The 22492-nt window shown below is 69.6% G+C and carries 15 protein-coding genes; 10 read left to right on the forward strand and 5 right to left on the reverse strand.

Going from position 1 to position 22492, the window contains the following annotated elements:
• Positions 1-162: 162 nt before the first annotated feature.
• Together ACTOWY_RS42045 and lexA are read left to right on the forward strand one after the other, a co-directional pair.
• Entirely contained in the window at positions 163-4482 is a 4320-nt protein-coding gene (locus tag ACTOWY_RS42045; protein WP_441315176.1) for a ricin-type beta-trefoil lectin domain protein, read from the forward strand.
• A 186-nt stretch (positions 4483-4668) separates the two neighbouring features.
• Positions 4669-5331, forward strand: coding sequence for a transcriptional repressor LexA (gene lexA, locus ACTOWY_RS42050; RefSeq protein WP_247762220.1), 663 nt, complete (start codon positions 4669-4671; stop codon positions 5329-5331).
• Between the two features lie 7 nt (positions 5332-5338).
• Here the strand turns inward: lexA and ACTOWY_RS42055 are convergent, their stop codons facing one another.
• From ACTOWY_RS42055 to ACTOWY_RS42070, 4 genes are read right to left on the reverse strand one after another with little or no spacing between them, the layout of a single operon-like run.
• The gene (locus ACTOWY_RS42055) at positions 5339-6472 is read right to left on the reverse strand and encodes an acyl-CoA dehydrogenase family protein (protein WP_441315177.1); all 1134 of its coding nucleotides are present in this window, start codon (positions 6470-6472) and stop codon (positions 5339-5341) included.
• The gene (locus ACTOWY_RS42060) at positions 6472-6735 is read right to left on the reverse strand and encodes a phosphopantetheine-binding protein (protein WP_441315178.1); all 264 of its coding nucleotides are present in this window, start codon (positions 6733-6735) and stop codon (positions 6472-6474) included. The genes ACTOWY_RS42055 and ACTOWY_RS42060 overlap by 1 nt, the downstream gene beginning before the upstream one ends.
• A 1-nt stretch (position 6736) precedes the next feature.
• Positions 6737-9007, reverse strand: a complete 2271-nt coding sequence (locus tag ACTOWY_RS42065; protein WP_441315179.1) for an alpha/beta fold hydrolase — start codon at positions 9005-9007, stop codon at positions 6737-6739.
• 25 nt (positions 9008-9032) lie between these two features.
• A complete protein-coding gene (locus ACTOWY_RS42070) occupies positions 9033-9857 on the reverse strand; it encodes a thioesterase family protein (RefSeq protein ID WP_441315180.1) in 825 nt (274 codons plus the stop codon).
• Between the two features lie 284 nt (positions 9858-10141).
• Here ACTOWY_RS42070 and ACTOWY_RS42075 point away from each other — a divergent pair, with 284 nt between their 5' ends.
• From ACTOWY_RS42075 to ACTOWY_RS42110, 8 genes are all read left to right on the forward strand, one after another.
• Positions 10142-11131, forward strand: a complete 990-nt coding sequence (locus tag ACTOWY_RS42075) for a ParB/RepB/Spo0J family partition protein (protein ID WP_441315181.1) — start codon at positions 10142-10144, stop codon at positions 11129-11131.
• Between the two features lie 121 nt (positions 11132-11252).
• Positions 11253-11510 carry a lasso peptide biosynthesis PqqD family chaperone gene (locus ACTOWY_RS42080; protein ID WP_441315182.1) on the forward strand — a complete coding sequence of 86 codons (258 nt, stop codon included), beginning with the start codon at positions 11253-11255 and terminating at the stop codon, positions 11508-11510.
• Positions 11507-11944 carry a lasso peptide biosynthesis B2 protein gene (locus ACTOWY_RS42085; protein ID WP_441315183.1) on the forward strand — a complete coding sequence of 146 codons (438 nt, stop codon included), beginning with the start codon at positions 11507-11509 and terminating at the stop codon, positions 11942-11944. Before ACTOWY_RS42080 ends, ACTOWY_RS42085 begins: the two co-directional genes overlap by 4 nt.
• 284 nt (positions 11945-12228) lie before the next feature.
• Positions 12229-14055 (forward strand): asparagine synthase-related protein, encoded by a 1827-nt coding sequence (locus tag ACTOWY_RS42090; protein ID WP_441315184.1) that lies wholly within the window; start codon positions 12229-12231, stop codon positions 14053-14055.
• Positions 14056-14402: 347 nt separating this feature from the next.
• Positions 14403-14615, forward strand: a complete 213-nt coding sequence (locus ACTOWY_RS42095) for a hypothetical protein (RefSeq protein WP_441315186.1) — start codon at positions 14403-14405, stop codon at positions 14613-14615.
• 508 nt (positions 14616-15123) lie between these two features.
• A complete protein-coding gene (locus tag ACTOWY_RS42100) occupies positions 15124-15735 on the forward strand; it encodes a helix-turn-helix domain-containing protein (RefSeq protein ID WP_441315187.1) in 612 nt (203 codons plus the stop codon).
• A gap of 64 nt (positions 15736-15799) precedes the next feature.
• Complete coding sequence (locus ACTOWY_RS42105; protein ID WP_441315188.1) at positions 15800-16375, forward strand: hypothetical protein; 576 nt, start codon at positions 15800-15802, stop codon at positions 16373-16375.
• A gap of 368 nt (positions 16376-16743) precedes the next feature.
• A complete protein-coding gene (locus tag ACTOWY_RS42110) occupies positions 16744-18876 on the forward strand; it encodes a cell division protein FtsK (RefSeq protein WP_441315189.1) in 2133 nt (710 codons plus the stop codon).
• Between the two features lie 93 nt (positions 18877-18969).
• On the opposite strand, the gene ACTOWY_RS42115 is transcribed toward ACTOWY_RS42110, so the two are convergent.
• Entirely contained in the window at positions 18970-22452 is a 3483-nt protein-coding gene (locus tag ACTOWY_RS42115) for a DEAD/DEAH box helicase family protein (RefSeq protein ID WP_441315190.1), read from the reverse strand.
• Between the last annotated feature and the right edge of the window lie 40 nt (positions 22453-22492).

Consider the following 22492-nt stretch of genomic DNA (forward strand, 5'->3'; position numbering starts at 1 on the left):
GTCATCTTCGAGTATGTGGGGGTTCAGATGAGATTGTTGCGACGTGCGGTCGTGATGGCCGTGGGGATAGCGGTGGGGGCGAGTGCCGTCGCAGTTCCGGCGACAGCGGCGCCGATGGTTCCGGGGCCCGCGCAGATCAGCTCACGGGGCGTCCATGAGGCCGTGCCCAAGACCAAGGACGGCCAGTCCCTGGTCTACGTGGACGGCGCCCAGGACCAGGCGCTGCGCGATGCCGTGGCCAAGGTCGGTGGCACTGTGACCGGTGGGGTGGCCGGTCGGGTCCGCGCCGCGGTCACCGAGGAGAAACTGCCCGCACTGGCCGCGTCGACCGGGGTTCGGCAGGTTCGCCGGCCGGACCGCGCCGTGCCGATGGCGACCATCTCCGAGGGGGTGGCCGCCGCACAGGCCAACGAGTGGGCGGCGGCGGGCAAGAAGGGCGCCGGGGTCAGGATTGGCGTCATCGACGTTGGGTTCGGCGGACTCCCGGAAGCGCAGGAGGCGGGCGAACTGCCCACCAGTCCGAAGCTGGTGGTCAACAACAGCAACTGCATCGACTCCACCCGCAGCGACGAACACGGCACCAAGGTCGCCGAGGTCGTGCACGACATGGCCCCCGAGGCGAGCCTGGTACTGGCGTGCGTGGACGACACCGTCGGGTTCGCCGCGGCGGCGGACTGGCTAAAGCAGCAGGGCGTCACCGTCATCGCGGCGGCGATCGGCTTCGGCATGGGAGGCCGGGGCGATGGCACCGACACCCGGCCGGACAGTCCCGCCGCGGTGGTCAAGCGACTCCGCGAGGCCGGCATCCTGTGGGCGGTGGCCGCGGGCAATCAGGCCCAGTTGCACTACGGCGGGCAGGCGGTGGACCGCAACAACAACGGCTGGGTCGAGTTCGGTGGCGGGCCAGCCCAGGGCAACTCGGTGAGTCTGAAGCCCGGTGAGGAGGCCACCATCTCCCTGCGCTGGGACGCCTGGCCGACCACCACCAAGGACCTCGATCTCTACGTCACCACCAGCGATCAGCCGCCGGGGGAGAACGATCCCGTCGCAGGCGCCAGCCTGACCAGGCAGCGTGACGCCGTGGGCGGCGCGGCGCCGACCGAGCAGGTCGTGCTGAAGAAGGTCTCGGTTCCGACGACCTACTGGATCTACGTGCGGAACCACAACGCCCCCGCCACCACGCCGTTCGAGGTGTCGGTGCTGGGCCCGTCGGCTGTGCAGTCCAGCTCGGGCCTGCAGTTTCCGCAGCCCGCGGGCAGCATCACCGAGCCGGCCAGTTCGCCGTACGCGCTCGCCGTCGGCGCGATCACGCCCACCGCGGAGTCGGTGGAGAACTACTCCAGCCAGGGGCCCACGGTGGACGGCAGGCTCAAGCCGGATCTGGCCGGGTACTCCCGGGTCAGCACCTTCACCGGCGGCCGGGCGGCCTTCGGCGGGACCTCCGCGGCCGCGGCGCACGTCGCGGGCGCGGCAGCGGTCCTCAAATCGGCCAACGCCCAGCTCGACGCCGCCCAGCTCGAGACCCTGCTGATCACCAGGGCGCGGGAGAACGCGGGTACCCGGCCGCCGGACAACCAGCGCGGCAACGGCAAGCTCAGCCTCGGGGATCCCCGCCGGGCACCGCTGGTGGAGGGGAACGGCTACACCCCGCTCGGGGAGCCGAAGCGGATTCTCAACCTGGACCGGCCGTTCAACCCCAAGGAGGTCATGGGGATCCCGGTGCCCGACATCCCGTTGGACACCACCGCGGTCGTGCTCAACGTGTCCGCGCGCTCGGACGCCGAGACCAGCGTCGAGGTGTTCGCGACCAACCCGGCGCAGTCGGCGAGCCGGGCCACCAACCTCAAGGTCCGTCCCGGGGTCGGGTTCACCGCGGTGTCGGTCATCGCCACCGTCACCGACCAGACGATCTGGGTACGCAACCAGACCGGCAACACCCACGTGGTGATCGACCTGGCGGGGCACTTCTCCAGCGCGGGCTCGTCGAACTACTTCGCCAAGTCCGCTCCAGAGCGGGTGCTGGACACCCGTGGCTTTGGTGGCAGCCCGCGCGGGCACCTTAACGCGGGCCAGGTGGTCGACCTGCGTGTGCGCGGGGTGCACGGCATCCCGTCCGCGGCCACTGCCGTCGCGGTCAACATCACCGCGCTGGAGGCCACCCAGGAAACCTGGCTCTCCGCCTACACGCGCACCCACGGCAACACCTCGACGCTGAACCTGCGGCGTGGTGAACGGCGCTCCAACCTCGCCGTCGTAGGCGTCGCCGACGACAACATGATCCGGCTGCGCAACGAGAAGGGCGGGGTCAACGTGATCGTTGACGTCGTCGGCTGGTTCGGGCCCGGACCGGGCGGGCGCTATGTCGCGCTGCGCGAGGCCACCAGGGTCGTGGATACCCGGACCGGCAGCGGTCTGCCCAAGGCCCCGCTCGGCCACGCCGCGACCGCCACCGTGCAGATCGGCGGCCTGGCCGGAGTCAGCGCCCAGGCGACCGCGGCGGCGCTCACCGTCACCGGCACCGAGGACTACCTCGGCACCGAACTGTCGCTGATCCCGGCCGAACTCGGCCGCAACCCGGTGACCCAGCTCGGCGTCGGCCAGGCCCAGACGATGGCCGCCGCGACGCTGACCCCGTTGGGCGCCAGCGGAAAGGTCAACCTGCGCAACGAACGCGGCCGGGCGCAGGTGTCGGTGGACGTCAATGGTTACTTCGTCGGCGGCACGCCGCTCACCCCTGGGGCGGTCTGCCCCGCGGTGACCGGGGAGAGCGGCTTCGACCCGCTCTTCGACGGCAGGGTGGAGACCGGTCTGGTCGGCTGGCAGCAGGCAGGTGCGGGTCCGGCGCGCCAGGAGGGCTGTGAACTGGTGCCGGGCACCGGCGATGGTGTCTCTTGGTATTCCACGGCCAGTTTCGGCAGTGACTACACGGTCAAGCTCGACTACCGGACCGCCGACGACAACGCCGATTCCGGTGTGTTCGTGGGCTTCCCACATCCGGTCGGCAACGTCAACATCCCGCGGGACCGCGGCGTGGAGGTCCAGATCGGTCCGCGCGACGCGCAGGCGACCCTGCGCACCGGCGGCCTGGTCGGTCTGGCCTCACCCACGGCCGTGGCCCAGAACCCGGTGGGCGAGTGGAACACCTACGAGATCACCGTGTCCGGCAACAAGATCACCGTTGTGCTCAACGGGAAGAAGGTCAACGAGCACACCATGGCTGACCGGGCGCGGCTCACCACACCGAGCTTCGTCGGGGTGCAGAACACCGCGGCGGCCGGTCAGGTGCGGTTCCGGGACGTCCGGGTACGGCGCAACGCGGTCACCGGCGTCGGTTCCTTCGCGGGGATCAACGGCAAATGCCTGGACATCACCGACGGCAACCCGGTCACCAACGGGGTCCGCATGTGGGGCTGCAACAACGAACGGGCCCAGTCCTGGACGCTGTCCGGCGACGGCACCATCCGCGGCTTCGGCCGGTGCCTTGACATCCGGGACGCCGCCACCCACCCGGGCGCGATCGTCCAGTTGTGGGAGTGCAACCAGTGGGACGCCCAGCAGTGGATCGTCCGCGCGGATAACAGCGTGGTCAACGTCCGATCCGGGCTGTGTCTGAACGCCACGGGCAGCGCGGACGGCGCTGGCATCGACCTGCAGCCGTGTTCGGGGCGGTCTGAGCAGGTGTGGCAGCCACGGCTGAAGAAGGCGATCACGGGTGCGCTGGTCGGCCTGAACAACCAGTGCGTGGACGTCGTGGGCGGTAACCCGGATGGCACCGAGGTCTGGCTGTTCCGCTGTACCGCGGACAAGCCGCAGTCCTGGAGCATGGTGGAGGACTCGACCATCCGCGCCTACGGCCGGTGCCTGGACGTGCAGGGCGGTGGCACCACGCCAGGTACCGCGGTGATGTTCTGGAACTGTTCCGGCGGCAAGCCCCAGCAGTGGGAACTGCGTCCGGACGGTGAGCTGGTCAACCCGCCCTCGGGGCTGTGCCTGACCTCGGCCTCCGGCGCGGAGCGAGCCAAGCTGACGCTGGAGAACTGCGCCGGCCTGCCGACGCAGACGTGGCGGTTCGCTGCCCAGATCCTGCGTCAGGGCACCGCGACCACCCACCCCATCGAGACCCCCGAAGGCAAGTGCCTGGATGTGAAGGGCGGCACGCCCAGCGGCAACGAGGTCTGGGTGTACTCCTGCACTGGCAACAGCGCGCAGAACTGGTCGGTCTCCCTGCACAACGACGGCACCCTGCGCGCCTACGGCCGGTGCCTGGACGTGGAGAACGGCGGCACCGCCAACGGCACCACGGTCCGGTTGTTCGACTGCAACGGCGACAACGCCCAGCAGTGGGCGATGCGTCCGGACGGCACGCTGGTGAACAACCAGTCCGACAGGTGCCTGGACGCGGGCAGGGGTGACCGGGTGTTCCTGTACGACTGCCACGCGCCGCCGCAACAGCGCTGGGGGCTCACCGCCAGGGCTGCCTGAGTCAGGGGTTCGCGGGTGGGCCGGTGTTGTCGACATCGGTCCACCCGCGGCATTCCCGGAGCGCGGCTGGGCTTGTCCGTGCGGTGCTCGGACAGCATCTCAGGCGCCAACGCGGTAGCCGTGCTGCCGGCCGACTTGCCACGCCCCCAAACCCGCGGTCCAGACCCGACCTCTACCATTCCGCTGGTGACCGCCTACGACGATCTTGACGTGTTCGAGCACCTGGACGCCGCGTCCCTGCCGCCGCGGCAGCAGCAGATCCTGGTCACGATCCGGGACTGGGTCCAGCGGCACGGCTATTCGCCGAGCACCCGGCAGATCGGCGACGCCCTCGGCCTGCGCTCTTCCTCCACGGTGTCCAAGCACCTGACGAGCCTGGAGGACAAGGGTTTCCTGCGCCGCAGCGCGTCCATGTCCCGGCCGATCGACGTCCGGCTGTTCCTGCGGGACAACGCCGCGCACAAGGCGAACGAGGACTCGGTCACCGTCCCCGTCGTCGGCGATATCGCCGCGGGCAGCCCGATCACCGCCGAAGAGCACCTGGACGACCAGCTGACTTTGCCCCGCGAACTCACCGGTCGCGGCACCGTGTTCGCGCTGCGCGTCCGCGGTGACTCCATGATCGACGCGGCTATCTGCGACGGCGACATGGTCGTGGTCCGGCAGACCACCGAGGCGCACTCCGGTCAGATCGTGGCCGCGATGATCGACGACGAGGCCACCGTCAAGGTCTACCGCCGCCGCAACGGCCACGTCTACCTGGAACCCCGCAACCCGGCCTATGAGGTCATCGACGGGGACAAGGCCGTGGTGCTGGGCACCGTGGTCTCGGTGCTGCGCAGCGTCTGACCAGCCGCTACCGGTTGAGCTGTGCGAGCAGTTCCAGGGCGATGAGCTGGCGCTGGATGTCGGAGGTGCCGGAGAACAGGGTCCCGCCGATCGCGTCGCCCAGTGCCGCCGACACCTCGTGCCCGGCCAGGTAGCCGCGCCAGCCGAACAACCGCACCGCGTCGGTCGCGGTGGCCAGCATCGCCTCCGAAGTGGCCAGTTTGGACAGTGCGGTGAACAGCGCGGACGGTCGTCCGGCGTCGATCGACCAGCAGGCCCGGTAGAGCAGCAGGCGGGCGGACTCGACCCGGAGTTTCGCCTCGGCCAGGCGGTGCGAGACGGCCTGGAAGTCGGTGAGGCGGCGGCCGAACTGGCGGCGGTCGCGGGCGTGTTCGGCGCTGCGTTCGATCAGGCGGTCCTGCACGCCCAGGAACAGGGCGAACAGGCAGGCTCGTTCCCAGGACATGGAGTGCTGGAAGATCTCGGTGCCCTGGCCAGGCGCGCCCAGCACCGTTGCCTCGTCGACGAAGCAGTCCTCGAAGCCGACGGTGCTCGCGGCGGCGCCGGTCATGCCGAGCTTGTCGAGGGGCTCGCCGACGCGCACGCCCTCGGTGCCTGCCGGGACCAGGAAGGCGGTGATGCCCCACTGGCTGGCCTGGGGGTCGGTGGTGGCGTAGACCAGGTGCAGGTCGGCGACCGGACCGTTGGTGACAAAGGCTTTCGCGCCGTTGAGCCGATAGCCGCCGGGCACCGCGGTGGCGGTGGTGCTCAGCCGGGAGATGTCGGAACCGGCGCCGTCCTCGGTCATGCAGTTGCCCGCGATCAGCTCGCCGGCGCACATCCCGGGCAGCACCCTGGCCCGCAGGTCCGCGGCGCCGAAGTGGGCGATCGGCATGGCGCAGGCGAACAGGTGCGCGCCCGCGGCGAAGAGCAGGCCGACATCGGGGCAGGCGTATCCCGCGGCCTCGAACTGGAGTGCCGTGTCCAGCGCGCCGAGTCCTTGGCCGCCTTGGTCTTGCGGCACGCAGGCGCCCAGCAGCCCGAGTGCGCCGAGCCGCTGCCAGCGCTCGCGGTCGAACCCGGCACCGGCGGGCAGTTCACGCAGCGCCGCCACGGTGCCGGCGTACCGGGCGCGCTGGGCGGGGGACTGGTCGAAGTCCATCAGGCCGCGTCGCGCAGTTCGGTGACGACCTGCCACAGCGCGGCCGGACTGCGGAAGGTCGCCGCGACCACCCGGGTATCCGGCACGGCCACGCCTGCCGCGGCGAGTTCGGCCACGATCCGCCGGATGGTCAGCGAGTCCAGCAAACCCAGGGCCAGCAACTCGGTGTCCGGGGTGACCGCCACCGGAACATCGTCCTCGGTCCAGGCCACGCAGTCCTGGATCAGCGCGCACAGCTCGTCGACGGTGGTCAGGGTCGGCACGTCAGGCACTCCGTTCGGACAGGGCGGCTCGGTCGAGCTTCCCGCGTTGGTTCACCGGTAGTCCGGCCACCGGTAGCACCCGGTCGGGCAGCATCCGGCGCGGCAGTGCGGCCGCGAGTGCGGCGGAAATCCGTTGCGGGGGCAGGGAATCCGCGCCGACAACGTACGCCCAGATCTCCCCGGCGTGTGCTGCGGCGGACTTGAGCACCACCGCGGCGGCGTCCACATCGGACACTTCCAGCAGCGTGCTCTCGATGTCTCCCAGGTCGATGCGGTGCCCGTGCCGCTTCACCTGGTGGTCCCGCCTGCCGCGCAGGTGCAGCCTGCCGTCCGCGCCGAAGTGGCCGAGGTCGCCGGTCGGGTAGGCGCGTCGGGTCACCCCGTCCCGGAACCGGATCTCGCGGGCCGGGTCACGCAGCTCGCCGTCGACCAGGTAGCCGAGGAACACGGTCCCGCCCGCCACCTGGATCTCGCCCTCGCCGTCGGCCGGAAGTCCTTGCTCGTCAAGGACTTCCACGAAGTCGCCGGGAATGGCCCGGCCGATCGACAGGCCATCCCCGGCCGACCAGGACGGCGGAACGGGTTCGTGCGTGCACACATTCGTCTCGGTCGGGCCGTAGAGGTTGTGGAACCGCGCCTGCGGGAGAGCGCGCAGGCAGCGCTCCAGGTACTGGGGCGGGAAGGGTTCCCCGGCGAACACGGCCAGCCGGAGAGCGCCCGGCGGCCGCTGCTCCAGCTCGCCGTGCAGCAGCATGCCCTGGTACAGCGAGGGAACCGCGTAAAATACCGAGATCCGCCGCTGGTCCAGCCAGTCGAGCAGTTCGCGCGGGAACAACCGCAGGTGGTCTGGCATCAGGTCGAGGCAGGCTCCGGCCAGCGCGGTGGCGAACAGGTCGAAGGTGCTGAGGTCGAAGCCCAGCGCGGACTGCGAGCCGATCCGGTCCGCCGGGCGAAGCCCCAGTTCACCGACCGCCCACCGGGCGAAGTGCAGCACGTTGCGGTGCGAGAGCAGCACGCCCTTGGGCCAGCCGGTGCTGCCCGAGGTGAACAAGATGTACCCGCCGTCCTCGGCGACCTCGGGCGCGGGTGGATCCGCCGCGGCGACCGTGACCAGGGTGCTCGTACCGCCGAGGTCGAGCGCCGGTCCCTCGCCCACCCGGGTCGCCTTGGCCAGGGTCTGCCCGCCGCACAACAGGAACCGGATGCCCGCGCCGCGCACCATCCGCGTGATCCGGGCCGAGGGGTCGGCCGGGTCCAGCGGCGCCACCACCAGGCCCAGCCGCAACCCGGCGTAGATCGCGATCACGGCGTCGATTCCCTTGGGCAGCAACACCCCGAGCCGCTCACCCGGTTTGCGGCCCGCGTCGGAGAGCCGTCCGGCCAGCTCGGTGACGGCCCGGTCCAGCTCGGCGTAGCTGAGCAGCTCGTCCCCGGCGGCGAGCGCGGGCCGGTCCGGGAACCGGGCCGCCGCGGCCGACAACGCGGCGTCCAGGCGTTGCACGGCGGGCTCCGGATCGACCGCGCCCAGGAAGTCCAGCACCGCCGCCCTGGTCTCCGCCGGATGACTGAAGTGGATCATGTGCATGCCGTCGGGCACCACAACCCTGGACACCGGCCCGGTAACCCCTGCGCACACCGCCTCACCCTGGGCCGCGGTGGCGTACTTGTCCTTCGTGCCGTCCACCACCAGCACCGGCTGCCCGATCCGGCCCAGCCGGTCAACGACACTCCAGTCGCGGAACTCCGGCGACAGCCAGGTGTCGTGCCAGCCGAGGAAAGCGCCATCCGGATCGGCGTGGATGGTCGCGACCTCGGCCCGCAGGTCGCCCTCGGTGAACTTCAGCCCGGTCGAGCGGATCCCGCGCACGGTGCGTTCCTCCACGAACACCAGTGGCGCCAGCAGTGCCAGCCCCCGCACCGGCCGCGACGGCTCGGCCGCGTACAGCACCGCGATCGCCGCCCCGTCACTGTGTCCGATGAGGATCGGGCGCTCGATGTCCAAGCGCGCCAGCACGTCCGGCAACACCACGGTCGCCTCGTGGTCGAGGTAGTCCGGCCGGCGCGGCAGTGACGCGGGCGCCGAACCGCCGTAGCCGTGCCGGGTGTAGGCCAGCACCCGCCGCCCGGTGGCGGCCGCGATCCGCGCGTGGAACCGGAACCAGCCCGCGATCGAGCCGACCCCGTGATGCAGGAACACCAACGGCGCCAGGTCCGCGCGCCCGTCGATGACCACGTACTCCAGCGGCCCGCCAGAGACATCGAGCAGCGGCATCACATCACCCCCGAGCCTGGCCGGCTCAGCCCTGACCGGGCAGCCGGACCGAAGCCACCTGCCGCCCCTGCGCGACCAGCCTGCCCTTGCTATCCCAGGCGGAGACCGACTCGTCCACATGCCCACCGCCGACCTCGCCGGCGGTCGCCCGCACCCGGATCGGTCCCGGCGCGCACAGTCCGCGGACATAGGCGCTGAACTGCACCGTCGGCGACCAGCCCGGCACCCCGAGGTCGTATCCCACCGGCGGCAACGCGTCCAGGGCGACCAGCAGGCTCAACGGATCCCAGTCACTGCCGTCGGCCAGCCGCAGCCACCCGGCGAACACACCCCGCCCGGTCGGCTTGCCCCGCATGAACCCGAGCACCGCCGGATCGAGGTACTGCTCCACCACTTCGAGGAGGTGGATCCGGAACGCCCCACCGGGCGCCTCCACCGGCGAACGCGGGCAGTCCGCCAGCGGCGGCAACTCCACCGGCTCCGACCCGGACCACCACGGCTCCGCGTCGCCGAGCAGACCCTGGGTGATCAACGCCTCCACCCGGGGCACCCCGTCCTGGCTCAGCCGCGCCCGCACCTGGGTCGACCCGCGCCCGGCCCGCAGCACCTCCGCGGTGACCACGGCCGGTCCGGCGGCGGGGGACTGGATGAAGGAGCCGCTGATCGCGGTGAGATGCGGATGCGCCGCACCGGAGACCGCGGCGGCGGCCCGGCCGAGCACCGCGAGCAGATAGCCGCCGTTGGGCTTGTCCGCGAGTGCCCACTGACCGTCGAGGTCGGCTCCGAACTCGTGCGCACCGGCCGTCGCGCCCCGCGCCACCAGCGCGGTCGCCGTCAAGAAATCCCCCACCCGCGGTTCCTTCCCCACCCAGAAGTCAGACCAGACCGACCCTACCTGGGTAAGTGGCCGGCCGGTGGTTCTGTGCCCGTAGGGGCATCCGCCCGGCCGGGACAATCCGGACACCGCCCTTCAAGCATTCCTGAACACCCCTTCAAACATGCCTGAATACCCGCCTGTGAAGATCAAAGAATCTGCATACCGCCAGCATCGGACCGTCATCCATTGGTAATCTTCGGACGGCCGCAATGACAAGATGGCCCAATCAGGTGCTGGACTGGTGCAGGGGGTTGTACGTGCGGTCTGCCCGCGAATGCGATTCGACCGAATGGGACACCACCACAACGGTGCCGATCGACTCGATCATCCCAGCGGACTCACCTCGCCGCGACGGCGAGGATCCTGAGCACATTCGCGCTCTCGCCGAGTTCGAGGGCGCTCTCCCGCCAATACTCGTGCGCCGGGACAACAGACAAGTGATCGACGGGATGCACCGGTTGAAAGCGGCCATCCTGAATGGGCGATACGAGATCGAAGTCCGTTTCTTCGACGGCGACGAACACGCCGCTTTTGTGCTCGCCGTGGAAGCCAACATCGCGCACGGCCTGCCATTGTCCCTCGGCGATCGCGAATCCGCGGCCCAGCGCATCATGGCCGTCTACCCGCGGTGGTCCGACCGGGCCATCTCGGCCGCCGCCGGACTGTCCCCGAAAACGGTCGCGGCCCTGCGCCGCCGGGCAGGCGAGGACAACACGGTGCCGAGCGCGCGGGTCGGCCGGGACGGCCGGGTCCGTCCGCTGAGCACCGCCGAAGGCAGGCGGATCGCCGGCGAGACCTTCGCGCACAGCCCCGGCGCCTCGCTGCGCGCGGTCGCGCGGACCGCGGGCATCTCGGTCGGCACCGCCAGGGACGTCCGGGACCGGGTCTCCCGCGGCGAGGACCCCGTGCCCGCCAGGCTCCGGGCCATCGAGCAGGGCGCGGACCAGCCGCGGACCAGGGACATCCCGCGTGGCGACCGCAACCCCACCCGCCACGGCGGGCACCGGGGCAAGGACGCGATCCTGCGGATCCTCCAGCAGGACCCGTCCCTGCGGTTCACCGAGACGGGGCGGCTGCTGCTGCGCTGGCTCGCCACGCACGCCATCGGCCCGGAGGACTGGGCCGACCGCCTGGACGCGATGCCGCCGCACTCCCGCGCGGTGGTCGCCGACCTGGCCATCGGCTGCGCGGAGGCCTGGCGCGAGTTCGCCGAGGAACTGCGCACCGGCACTCGGGTGACGGCCTGACCGCGCCCTTTCCGCGGGCCGCGGTGTGCGACTGAGGCCATTCCACAGTTGCACGACATTGGGTGGCCGGTGGTCGCTGATCAGGGAAAGAAGTGTTCGTCCGAGTGAAGTGGGTGACGAGATGGGATTGACCTTCCGTGAGCACGTCTCGGTCGCGGAAACCGAATACGGTGTCGTGCTCCTGGACACCCGGACCGGGAACTACTGGCAACTCAACCCGACCGCGGCGGTGGCGGCCAAGGTGCTCGTCGAGGGCGGCGACCAGGCAGGCGCGGCACAGCGGCTGGTCGAGGAGTTCGAGGTGGACGGCGAGGTCGCAGCCGCCGACGTGACCGCGCTGGTAGACGCCCTGCGCGCGGCCGGGGTGGTCACCGGATGAGTGTGCTCGGGGCACTGCACCGCGACCAGTTCCCGCCCCGGACCCGCGGGATGCGGCTGCGCGCCCAGGTGGCGGTGCTGCTGGCCAGGGTGCTGGCGCGACTGAAACCGCACCACCTGCAGCGGGTGCTCGCGCGACTGAGCCGGGGTGCCCGGCCCGCCACGTTCGCCCAGGCCATGGCCGCGCGCCGGGTGGTGCTGGCCGGCCGGATCAGCCTGCACGGGGTGAAGGCGTGCCTGCCGCGGTCGCTGTCCGCGGTGCTGCTGTGCCGGGCCTACGGGGTCTGGCCCACCTGGTGCGTCGGGGTGGGCGCGCGGCCGCCGTTCGGCGCCCATGCCTGGATCGAAGTGGGCGAGAAACTCGTCGGCGAACCGGGAGAACACCGGGATTGGGTCCGGCTGATCACCGTGCCGCCATTGTCGGAACCGGCGTGAATGCGTACGGTTCGAAACAGCCAACACGGGTCACCGATGTTGTGCGACACCAATCAGGCACATACCACTTGGAGGGTTCGGCATGTCGAAGAAGTCCCTGTACGAAACGCCGGTAATTCTTTTTGTCGGTTCCTTCGCGGCGGTGACCGGTTTCCGTCCGTCCGGATTCTTCGACGGGATCGTCGTGGGCGGCAAGTTCTGACCCACCCGGACCGTCTCATGCCGGGCCGGGGACACCCTCGGCCCGGCATGTCCTCCTCCCGGCACCAGAGACCCAGGAAGCGGTGACCACGTTGAAGAGCCAGGATCTGCCGTTCTTCTTCGTCTTCCCCGACCGCGAGGACGCGCGCGAGCCAGCCGAGCGGGCCGAGCGGCAGGCCACCGGCGCCCGGGTGCTCCGGCACCCGTCCGGGCGCCCTTGGATCGTCGGCCGCTGGGACGACCACGAGTTCCTGCTCGCCCACGCCGGCGCCACGATGCTCGCCCTGGTCGGCACCTTCGACCTCGACCAGGCCGAACTGACCCGGCGCGCGGCACTCACCCGCTCCGCCGCCGACCTGGGCACGACCACCAGGTCCTGGCCCGGCAGCTTCCACCTGCTGGCCTCCGTCGACGGCGAGGCCCTGGTGCGCGGCACCGCGTACGGCTCCCGCCGGGTCTTCACCACCCGCGTCGGTGACTCGGTGCTGGCCGGCGACCGGGCCGCGGCCCTGGCCGCCCTGGTCAGCGCCCCGGTCGACCCGATCGCGGTCGCGCTGCGACTGGTCCAGCCCCTGCCCGTGGAACTGGCCGAACGCGCGATGTGGCAGGGCATCGAGGCGGTGCGGCCCGGCGAGTACCTGCTCGCCCACGCCAACGGCGGCGCCACCCGAGCCCGCTGGCACCACCCACCCACCCCCGAGCTGCCCCTCGAAACCGGGGCCGCCCGCACCAGGGCGGCGCTGGCCACCGCGGTCAGCGTGCGCACCGCCGGCGGCGGCACCGTCAGCCTGGACCTCTCCGGCGGCCTCGACTCCACCTCCCTGTGCTTCCTGGCCAGTCAGCACGCCAACGGCGCGAACCTGCTGGCCTGCACCCTGCTGCTGGACGAACGGGTCAACGACGACGGCATGTGGACCCGCCGCGCGCTGGAGCAGCTCCCCGACCTCGGCCACCTCATGGTGCCCACCGCCGAGGTCCCCCTGTTCTACGAGGGCGCCTTCGACCCGCGCGACCGCTGGGACTTCCCCTCCCGGATCACCCTGTCCCGCCGCCGCGCCGTGGTCGCCCAGACCCTGATGGCCGCCAAGGGCAGCCGCCTGCACCTCACCGGCAACGGCGGCGACCACCTGTTCTTCGGCGCCCCCAACCACTTCCACGCCAGCGCCCTCCGCCACCCCCTGCTCACCCTGTCCCGCCTCCGCGGCTACCGCGCCCTGGACTCCTGGCGCTGGCGCGCGGTCCTGGCCCAACTGGCCGACCGCCGCGGCTACCGCGCCTGGCTGTCCGGCCTGAGCGTGCGCGACTCCACCCCCATGGCCCCGGACACGCCAAGACTCCGCTGGAGCGCGCCCCTACAGGTACCCAGCTGGCTCACCCCCGACTGCCTGGACCTGATCGAAACCGAACTCCGCGCCGCCGCCCGCACCGCCCACCCCCTGGCCGACACCCCCGGCACCCACGCCGAACTCGCCGACATCCGCGCCAGCACCGAGGACATGCGAGCCCTGGACGACATCTCCCGCCTGGCCGGCGTCCCCACCACCCACCCGTACTTCGACGACCACGTGGTCGACGCCGCCCTGTCCGTCCGGATCGAGGACCGCGTCACCCCATGGCGCTACCGCCCCCTGCAGGTGGCGGCACTCCGCGGCATCGTCCCGGCCCGCTCCCTGTCCCGCGCCACCAAGGCCGAGGCCACCCAGGACGCCGAAATGGGCCTCATCCGCCACCGCGAAGAACTGGTCAGCCTCTGGACCGGCGCCGCCCTGGGCCACCAGGGCCTGGTCAACGCCAACGCCGTCCGCCGCATCGTCACCTCCCCAACCTCCCCCGAACTCCGCGACCAGGGCCTGATGACCACCCTGATGACCGAGACCTGGCTCCGCTCGGCGACCACCTCGGCCTGGTGACGTGCCCCAGGCTGACCGCTAGCTGTCACCCAGAACACGGCCGCGGCGAACCACCGCACACTGGCACGGTGGCACCTGCGAGAGAAAACAACAGGCTCACCGCGCTGCTGTTCGTCGCAGCGCTGGCCGGTAGCTGCGGAGCTGACGTCCCGGCCGCGACATCAGCGCCCACCTCGAGCAGCCCCACCACGACAGCGCCGGTCGCACCCACGACAAGCCCGCCGCCAACGTCCGAATGGACCCCACCACCGCCGCCACCACCATCGCCCCTGCCCTCGGTCGAGATGCCGACGAACGACCCACGTGCCTGCACGGACGGCGATTGCGTGCTCCGGATCAAGCGGAACATGACCATCAACGTGGGCGCGGGCCGGCCCGTCTTCAAGGTGACGAGGATCGGCAAGAGCGGGGTCGACTTCTCCCTGTCCTACCCCACCGGCACCCGGGCCACCCTCAACCTGGACAAGGTCGGCGCCTTCGCCCCCTTCGGCGAGTTCAAGATCACCCTGTCCGAGTGGGACGGCAACGGCGTGGCGGAGGTCGAAGTCGCCACCAAGTGAGGCGGCATTTCCCCATGCCGCGGACAAACGACCAAGGGCCTGACCATCACAAGGATGATCAGGCCCTCGACATATACAAAACCGTCGGGACGACAGGATTTGAACCTGCGACCCCTTGACCCCCAGCGGGACAAGGGTTGTCCGCAGGCATCCTGCTCGGTCCATCGCGGCTGGTCGAGTCCGGCGGAAGTCCAGGGCAGGGCCTCCAGTCCGGCCCCGTCCCGCCCGTCTGTGAGACGCGTGTGAGACAGGCCCCGAGCACCAGAGGTCCTGTCAGTGAAGAACACTGCTCGCCCCACCAACCAATCCGCCAGCGCGACCGTCCCGCTTCACCATGCGCCACGACGTATTCCCCCACCGTTCAGTCTGAACACGTACACGGCGTCGAACTCGGCGCGTTCGACCGGCAGATCGTTGAGTGGTTGGCTGGCTGGGACATCGCTGTCATCGGTACCGTCGCCAGCCTGCTCTACCGTGCCCGTGCGTTGGGCGCTCCGGACGGTGTCCGATGAGCATCGAAGCGATGTCCTGGGCACTGAACGAGGCGCCCATCCCCAGCGAACGCAGGGATGCGTCCAGCCTTGCGATCGTGCTGGTGGGCTTGGCCAACCACGCCGATCCGGACGGGCGCAACGCCTTCCCATCTGTGTCCACACTCGTCCGGTACACCCGGCTGTCGGAACGGTCCGTGCAATACGCCCTGCAGGCGTTGCACAAGCTGGAGCTGATCAAGCCGTCCAACCCGGACATCGTCGCGGCTTACATCAAGCGCGCGGACCGCCGCCCCAAGGGGTGGAATCTGGCTATCCACAGCGGGGCGCAGCCGCTGCGCCCCGCTGACCGCAACGAGGTGCAGACTCAGGGCGACGGGGCGCAAACCACGACGTCACGGGGCGCAGAGGCTGCACCCGAACCTTCCCTTAACCGTCCTAGAAACCGTCCTTCGCGCGAGCGCGCCCCGCAGGGCGCTCGTGCGGCCGGGCTGCCACCCGTGTGCGGTCAGTGCGACGCCCGTCCCGACGACCCGGTCTCCGCTCGCGTGGTGTGGCTCGATGAGGACTACGCACACTCGGCTCCTTGCCCTCGCTGCGCGTCGCAGCGGTTCGGCGGTGAGCGATGAGCACGCGCGTCCACTTCGCAACCGGCGAGCCTGTCAGCCTTGGTGACGACCGGGAGGTGCGGGCGTGACCACGTCGACCGCAATGCCTGAGCCGAGTGATGAGGACGTCGAGCGCGCCGTGACGGAAGTCGAAAGGTACGTGGCCGGCCAGGTTCCCTCGGCCGAGCGTGCGGAGAGCAAGCGGGTGCGGGAACTGCGTGCTGAGGTCCACGAGGCCCACGCGCTACTGGCGTTGCAGGTCAACGCCGCGCCGTTGATGGTGGACACCGGCCGGGTTCGGCGCACCCGCAAGCGGGCCGCTGAGGCTGCCCGGCTGCACGCTGTCGCGCAGAACCCGGCAGCGCGGGCGTGGCAAGCAGCGCGGGTGCGGCTCGTGCTGACCGCCGTGGCGGTAGCGGCGTTGGTCGGCGCGCTCGGCTGGTCCACCACGGGAGTGCACTACACGCTGACCCGGAACATGACTGAGCGGGGCGCTGCTTGGTGGGGCGCGTGGGCGGTCGAGCCGGTCATCTCGGCCGTGCTACTGGTCGTGGTGGCGGCCAAGGCTTACCTCGCGACCCGTGGCCGGACGCTGAAGCACCGGCACCTGAGCGTCGTGGAGTTCGGTGCGCTGGCCGTCACACTCACCCTCAACATCTAGCCGTACACCCCGTGGCAGGCCGACCGCTTCGACGCCATGCAGCTACTCGCCCATGCCATCGGCCCCCTGGTTGCCATCGGCGCGGTCGCCGTCATGCCGGTCATCTGGACCGCCTTCGCCGACCTCGACCACAGCCTTCCGGTAGGTGCTACTTCCTCGGAGTACAGGCAAGACACCCCAGGCGAGAAGAGCAGGCCCGAGCGGTCTACCGGTGTTCGCACCGCCCTACTGGTGAGGCAAGCTCGCCAACTGATCGCCACCGGACAACTGCCCGCCGACCCGTCCGCCACCCGGCTTCGTGAGGTCCTGGGATGCGGCACGGATACCGCACGTGAGGTCCGGGACGCCCTTCGCGTGAGGGGCACCGCGTGACCGAGCCGCAGACGAAGGGCCGACACGTCGGTGGCGAGCTGATCGCCAAACCGCATTCACTGTTGGCCGCTCCAGTAGGTGAGTCGGAAGTGCTGGAGGGCGAGCTGATCACCGAAGGCGAGTACTCGCGTGCCCGGCAACTGGCGGAGAACGCCCTGTCCCGGCTCCCCGTTCGGTGGCAGACCCGTCAATCCGCCAAGCAAGCCGGGTTCGAACTGGCGGGTCTCGCGGCGTTCATGCCGGTTCGTCTTCTGGCCGCTGTTGGTCGCGGCTTGGTCGTCAGCACGGGTGCGTGGTGGCAGTGGGTCCGGGTCGCCGACTTCTACGACGCAGCGAAGGCCAGCGACACCCTGGCCGCGCGGTGGCAGGAGGTCGCCGCGATCCACCGCAGACGGGGCGTGATCTCGCTCGTTGCCGCCGGTGCCACCGCAGTCGGCGGTCTGGTCACTGAGTTGGCAGTCGGGTCCCTGCCACTACTGTTGACCGGTGGTGCAGCCTCGATGGGGCTGGCGGTCGCAGGGCGACGTAAGGACGGCGCGGGCGGACGCAGCACCCGGCTCAGTTCGCGTTCGCTGGCGTGGCTGATGAACGGCGACCACCTGGTGATCGCGTTCAAGGCAGCGAAGCTGAGCGGCAAGGACGAGAGCCTGATGCTGGTCAAGGCCCCGCGTCACTACGGAACCGGATGGGCGCTGACCATCGACCTGCCGCCCTCGCGCAAGGCGTCCGACGTGATCGGCAAGCGCGAGGCGCTGGCCTCCGCGCTCGCCGTGGACGAGGTCCGGCTGATCGTCGAGCGGGTACGTGGCGACGACGGCCACGCCGGTCGGCTGGCGCTGTGGGTCGGCGATGCCGACCCGTACGCGACCGGTCCCGTGTCGAGCCCGCTCGTGACCGCCATGAGCTGGGACCTGTGGACCCCGCCACCCTTCGGCACCACCGCCCGCGGCACAGCTGTGTCCCTGCCCGTGGTGTGGACCTCGCTGCTTATCGGTGCCGTCCCCCGCCAGGGCAAGACGTTCGTGATGCGCCTGCCGCTTACGGCCGCCGCGCTGGACCCGCACGTGCGGCTGATCGTCGCCGATGGCAAGGGAGGCAAGGACCACCGCCCGTTCGAGCAGGTCGCATACCGGTTCATCCGAGGTTCGCGCGAGAGCGACGCCCGTCGGCTGATCCACGTGCTGGAGGAGTGCGCCGCAGACGTGGCCGACCGGTTCGACCGTCTGTCCGAAATGGACGACGAACTGTGCCCGGAATCCAAGGTCACCCCGGAGATCACCCGCGACCCCAAGCACGGGATGCCGCTGACCGTGATCGGCATCGACGAAGTGCAGAACTACCTCGGCATGGACATCCCCATGGAGCCCGACAACCCGAAAGGCAAGAAGATCAGCCAGCGCGTCTGCGAACTGCTGACCTACATCGCCAAGACCGGCCCGGCCGCCGGTTACTCACTGATCCTGGCCACTCAGAAACCCGACGCCCAGGTCATCCCGGACGGGTTACGCGGTCAGCTCGGCACCCGCTTCGCCCTCAAGGTCATGACCTACCAGGCATCCGAAACCATCCTCGGCGCGGGAACCTACAAGGCAGGAATGGACGCTTCACGCCTGCTCACCAGCCACAAGGGCGTCGGCCTGCTACTCGGCGCGGATGGCGAAACCGAACTGGACGCGGGCTCGGCCACCACGGTACGAACGCACCTGCTGCACATCACCGCCATCCGCACCGCATGCGAACGCGGCCGGGTGCAGCGAGAACTGGCCGGGACGCTGACCGGCGACGCCGCCGGGCAACACGAACTCGCGGCGCTCGACCCGATCACCACCGCACGAATGGCCAGCGAAGTGGACGCCACCGCGGTCGACGAACCCGTAGCCCCACAAGCGGTGGAGCTGCCGGAAGTCCTCGCGTTGCTTGCCGACGAGCTGGCTGACGACGAGCACGGCCTCATCGCGACGGCGGAGCTGGCCGCCCGCATCGGCTGGCAGGCGAAACCGTTCGGTGAGGCGCTACGCCGCGCTGGGGTAACGCCACCAACCCCGCCGAGGCAGCGCATCGGAGGTGCGATCAATCCCGTGTCGGTGACTGACCTGGACACGGTTCGAACCGCGGTCACGCACGTCTGACATGGGCCGGTTGGGTCGTACTCTCGTGCCACCCAACCGGCCCACGCATTCCACTTCAGTTGGTCGACCAACTGGGGGAGGCCGCCCAGCGGCTCACGCAGCTCCCTCGGCAGGAACAGCGGTGGCGCGGACCGACTTCATGACCCTTTCCATCTCGGTGATCTCCGCCTCGCTGAACAGATCCTCTGGACCACGCGGTGCAAGAGAGTTGAACGGCGGGTCGTACAGAACAACGACGTCGATGACGCCGTTGAGCACGACGTAGTCGATCAGCATGTCGACATAGCGCAGTTGAGCGCTGGAGAAAGAGCGCCCGCGCTGGAAGTCCTCGAAGGCGTCGCGGGCAGCCTCACGGTCCAAGCCGGTAAGGGTGCGCAGGAAAATTCCGAGCCCGCCCTCGACTCCGCGGGTGCGTTCGAGATCCGCCTCGGTGCCGATGAGGGCCTCCAAGAAGATCCGCTCCAGCTCGCTCAGGTCGGACGTGGTGATCTGGCGGTTCCGGCGGATCTTCTGGATCGCCAACTGGTCTTCATGGGCACGCAGGTAGATCTTCAGCTTCTGCTCGAACCGGCTCAGGTTCGCTCCGATCGCCGTACCCTGCAGCTGAGCGACCATCAGGTCCCCGAGTTCATCCTCGAAGTCGGTGTAGACGATGTTGCGGCGGGTCTTCTCGATAAGCCTGACCAGGCTGCGGAGCCGCCGCCGCATCGTCTCCAGCATCGGCAGGGTCACGTCCTGCCACCAGTCGTCGCCAACCAGTTCGTCGATCAGTTCTTGCTGAGCCCGCACCGCCGGGATCGTGTACTGGTCCTGAAGCGCTGTGGCGATCTCCTGCACCTGAGCGCGCAGCCGATCGTAGCCAGGGTCCGCACGCACCAACGCGAGCTGCAACCGCAGGGCGAGCAGATCGAAGCGCTTGGCCTCCTCGCTGCTGTCGTCGTCGCGAAATGCTGTCGGCAGGCCGGCCAGGTGGTCGACCACCTGCGCGTGCGTCTCCTGGGTCAGCGAGAGCCAGGCGTCCAAACCGGAGAAGGCATCCAGGTACTCGCGTTTGGGGCGGATCAGGAAGTTGTCGGGGTTCATCGCCGTGACCTCTTGGTGCAGGCGTTCTGCCAGGTCACGGCGCAATCCCGACGTGCTCACTGTGCCATTGCCATCACTCGGGCATACCTCGGTAGTCTCTGCCTGGCCACACCCTGTCTCGAGCTGTCCGTGCCAGGGGTGTTCCTGAGCGTGCAGGGCAAGCAGCAGGTCCGCGCGGCCCGTGAAGATCCGCTGCGCCAATGACGGCCCGAGCTTGCCCTCCGCCCGCATGAGGTTCGAGTTGAAGAACTCGATGTTCTGACACAGGTCGAAGACGAGAAACCCGTCCTTATCCCGGTTCGGGCCGAACAGGTCAGGGCACAGCCGGGTGCCGCGGCCGATCATCTGCCAGAACTTGGTCTTGGACCGCACCAGCTTGAAGAAGACCAGGTTCACGACCTCCGGGATGTCCACGCCGGTGTCCAGCATGTCGACCGAGATCGCGATATGTGGTGCCTTCGCGGGGTCGGAGAACTGGTCGACCAGGCTTTGCGCGTAATCCTTGCGGTAGGTGATGACCTGCGCGAACTCTCCACGCAGATGCGGATAGTTGGCGTCGAACCGCTCCGCGATGAACTCCGCGTGCGCGTTGTTCGCCGCGAAGATGATGGTCTTGCCGAGGCGGTCGCCACCCGCGACGCGAACACCCCGCTCCATCAACGTCGCAAGCGCCTTGTCGACCGTGTCGGCGTTGAACAGGTACTTGTTCAGCTCCTCCGAGCTGACCTCATCCGGAACGCTGCCGTCCTCGGCCCAGTCCAGCTCGTCCCAGCGCTCCTTGTCCTCGTCCGACAGGTCCGCATATTTGATCCCGCCACGCTGGAACTTCAGCGGCACCTCCACTGCCCGTGCCGGCACCAGGTACCCGTCCGCGACAGCCTCCTCCAGGCTGTACACGTCGGTCGGGACGCCGTCCTCCAACTGGAACCGCCGATAGGTGTTCCGGTCGATCTCGTCCTTCGGTGTCGCGGTCAGGCCGACGAGCAGGGCGTCGAAGTAGTCGAAGATCGCTCCGTACTTCTGGTAGATCGACCGGTGCGCCTCGTCCACCACAATCAGGTCGAAGTACCCAGGGCCGAACCGCCGTATCCCAGCGCCGTCAACCTCGTTGATCAGGTTCATCAGCGTCGGGTAGGTCGACACATACACCCGCCCGCTAGTGTTCTTCTCCTCCAGCAGGTTCACCACTGGCGCCCCAGGCAACTGCGTCTTGTACGCGTTCGTCGCCTGCTTCACCAGCACCTTGCGGTCCGCGAGGAACAGCACCCGCTTGACCCAGCCCGCCCGCATCATCAGATCAGTCAGCGCGATCACGGTGCGGGTCTTGCCCGAGCCGGTCGCCATCACCAGCAGGGCTTGCCGAGCGGCGTCCGACTCGAACGCTTCCGCTACCCGCCGGATCGCATGCGACTGGTACGTGCGCCCGGCGATCTGGTCGTTGATCGGCAGCTTCGCCAGACTCTGCCGCCCGGCTCTGCGCTGTACGAGAAGCCTCAGTTCCTCCTTGGTGTAGAAGCCCTGCACCTCACGCGGCGGGTAGTTCAGGTCGTCCCACAGGTAGGTGTGGTAGCCGTTCGTGTAGAAGATGACCGGACGCTGACCAAACTGCGCTTCCAGGGCGTCCGCGTACACCTTGGCCTGGTGCTGGCCGGCCTTTGCATCACGAGTCGTGCGCTTGGCCTCCACTACCGCCAACGGCTTGCCGTCGTTGTCCCACAGCACGTAGTCGGCTTTGCCGGTGCCCGTTTTGGACACCGACCCCGGCAGCCCTGACAACGAGAACTCCCGGTCGCTGGGCTGGTCCAACGCCCAGCCCGCCTCCTTCAACAGCAAGTCAATGATCAGCGTTCGGGTGTCAGCCTCGTTGTAGTCGTGCGTGTCGACACGGGCCTCGTTCGCCGCCTTCGCAGTCTTGATCTCCGCACGCAACACCTGCAGCTCGGCATCGAGGTCCTGGCTCTTGCGCCGCTCCGCCGACAGTTCCTCCTGCTGCGCGGCGAACTGCTCGGCCAGCTTCTTCAGCTCGGCCTGCTTGGCCAGCCGGACACTGGTCGGCTCCGGCTGTGGCACCAGCGTCGGGTCGAAGGCCAGACCGGGAGCAGGCAGGTTCGCGCGATCCACGGTGTAGGTACGCGCTAGCCAGTACATGACGTGGAACAGCTCGCCCACGACCCGCATCGCGTCGTTCACAGACACCGGTGTCTTACGGTGGACAGCGGAGTTCCCCTGACGCCGAATCACATCCATCTTCGTTCGGATCGCTGGCCCCACGACCCGCACGAACGTCGGCTCCGCCAGCATTGCCGCGAGATCGTCCCGGTAGGGCCGCTGCAACGCCTCGTCCACCTCGAACATCCACGTCACCCCGAGCTCCACCGCCCGCCGCGCGTAGAACACCGCCGCTCGTGGATCCGCCACCACCAGTCTCTCCGCACGCGTCGCCTCGCCACCGAGGTCTGGCCACTCGGCCTTCAGGAACGCGAAGTTGCTCACGTCGTGTCCTTCCCTGACGGTCAGTTACAGCCTGTACTGT

It is taken from the genome of Crossiella sp. CA198, assembly GCF_052078295.1.
Classification (GTDB): Bacteria; Actinomycetota; Actinomycetes; order Mycobacteriales; family Pseudonocardiaceae; genus Crossiella.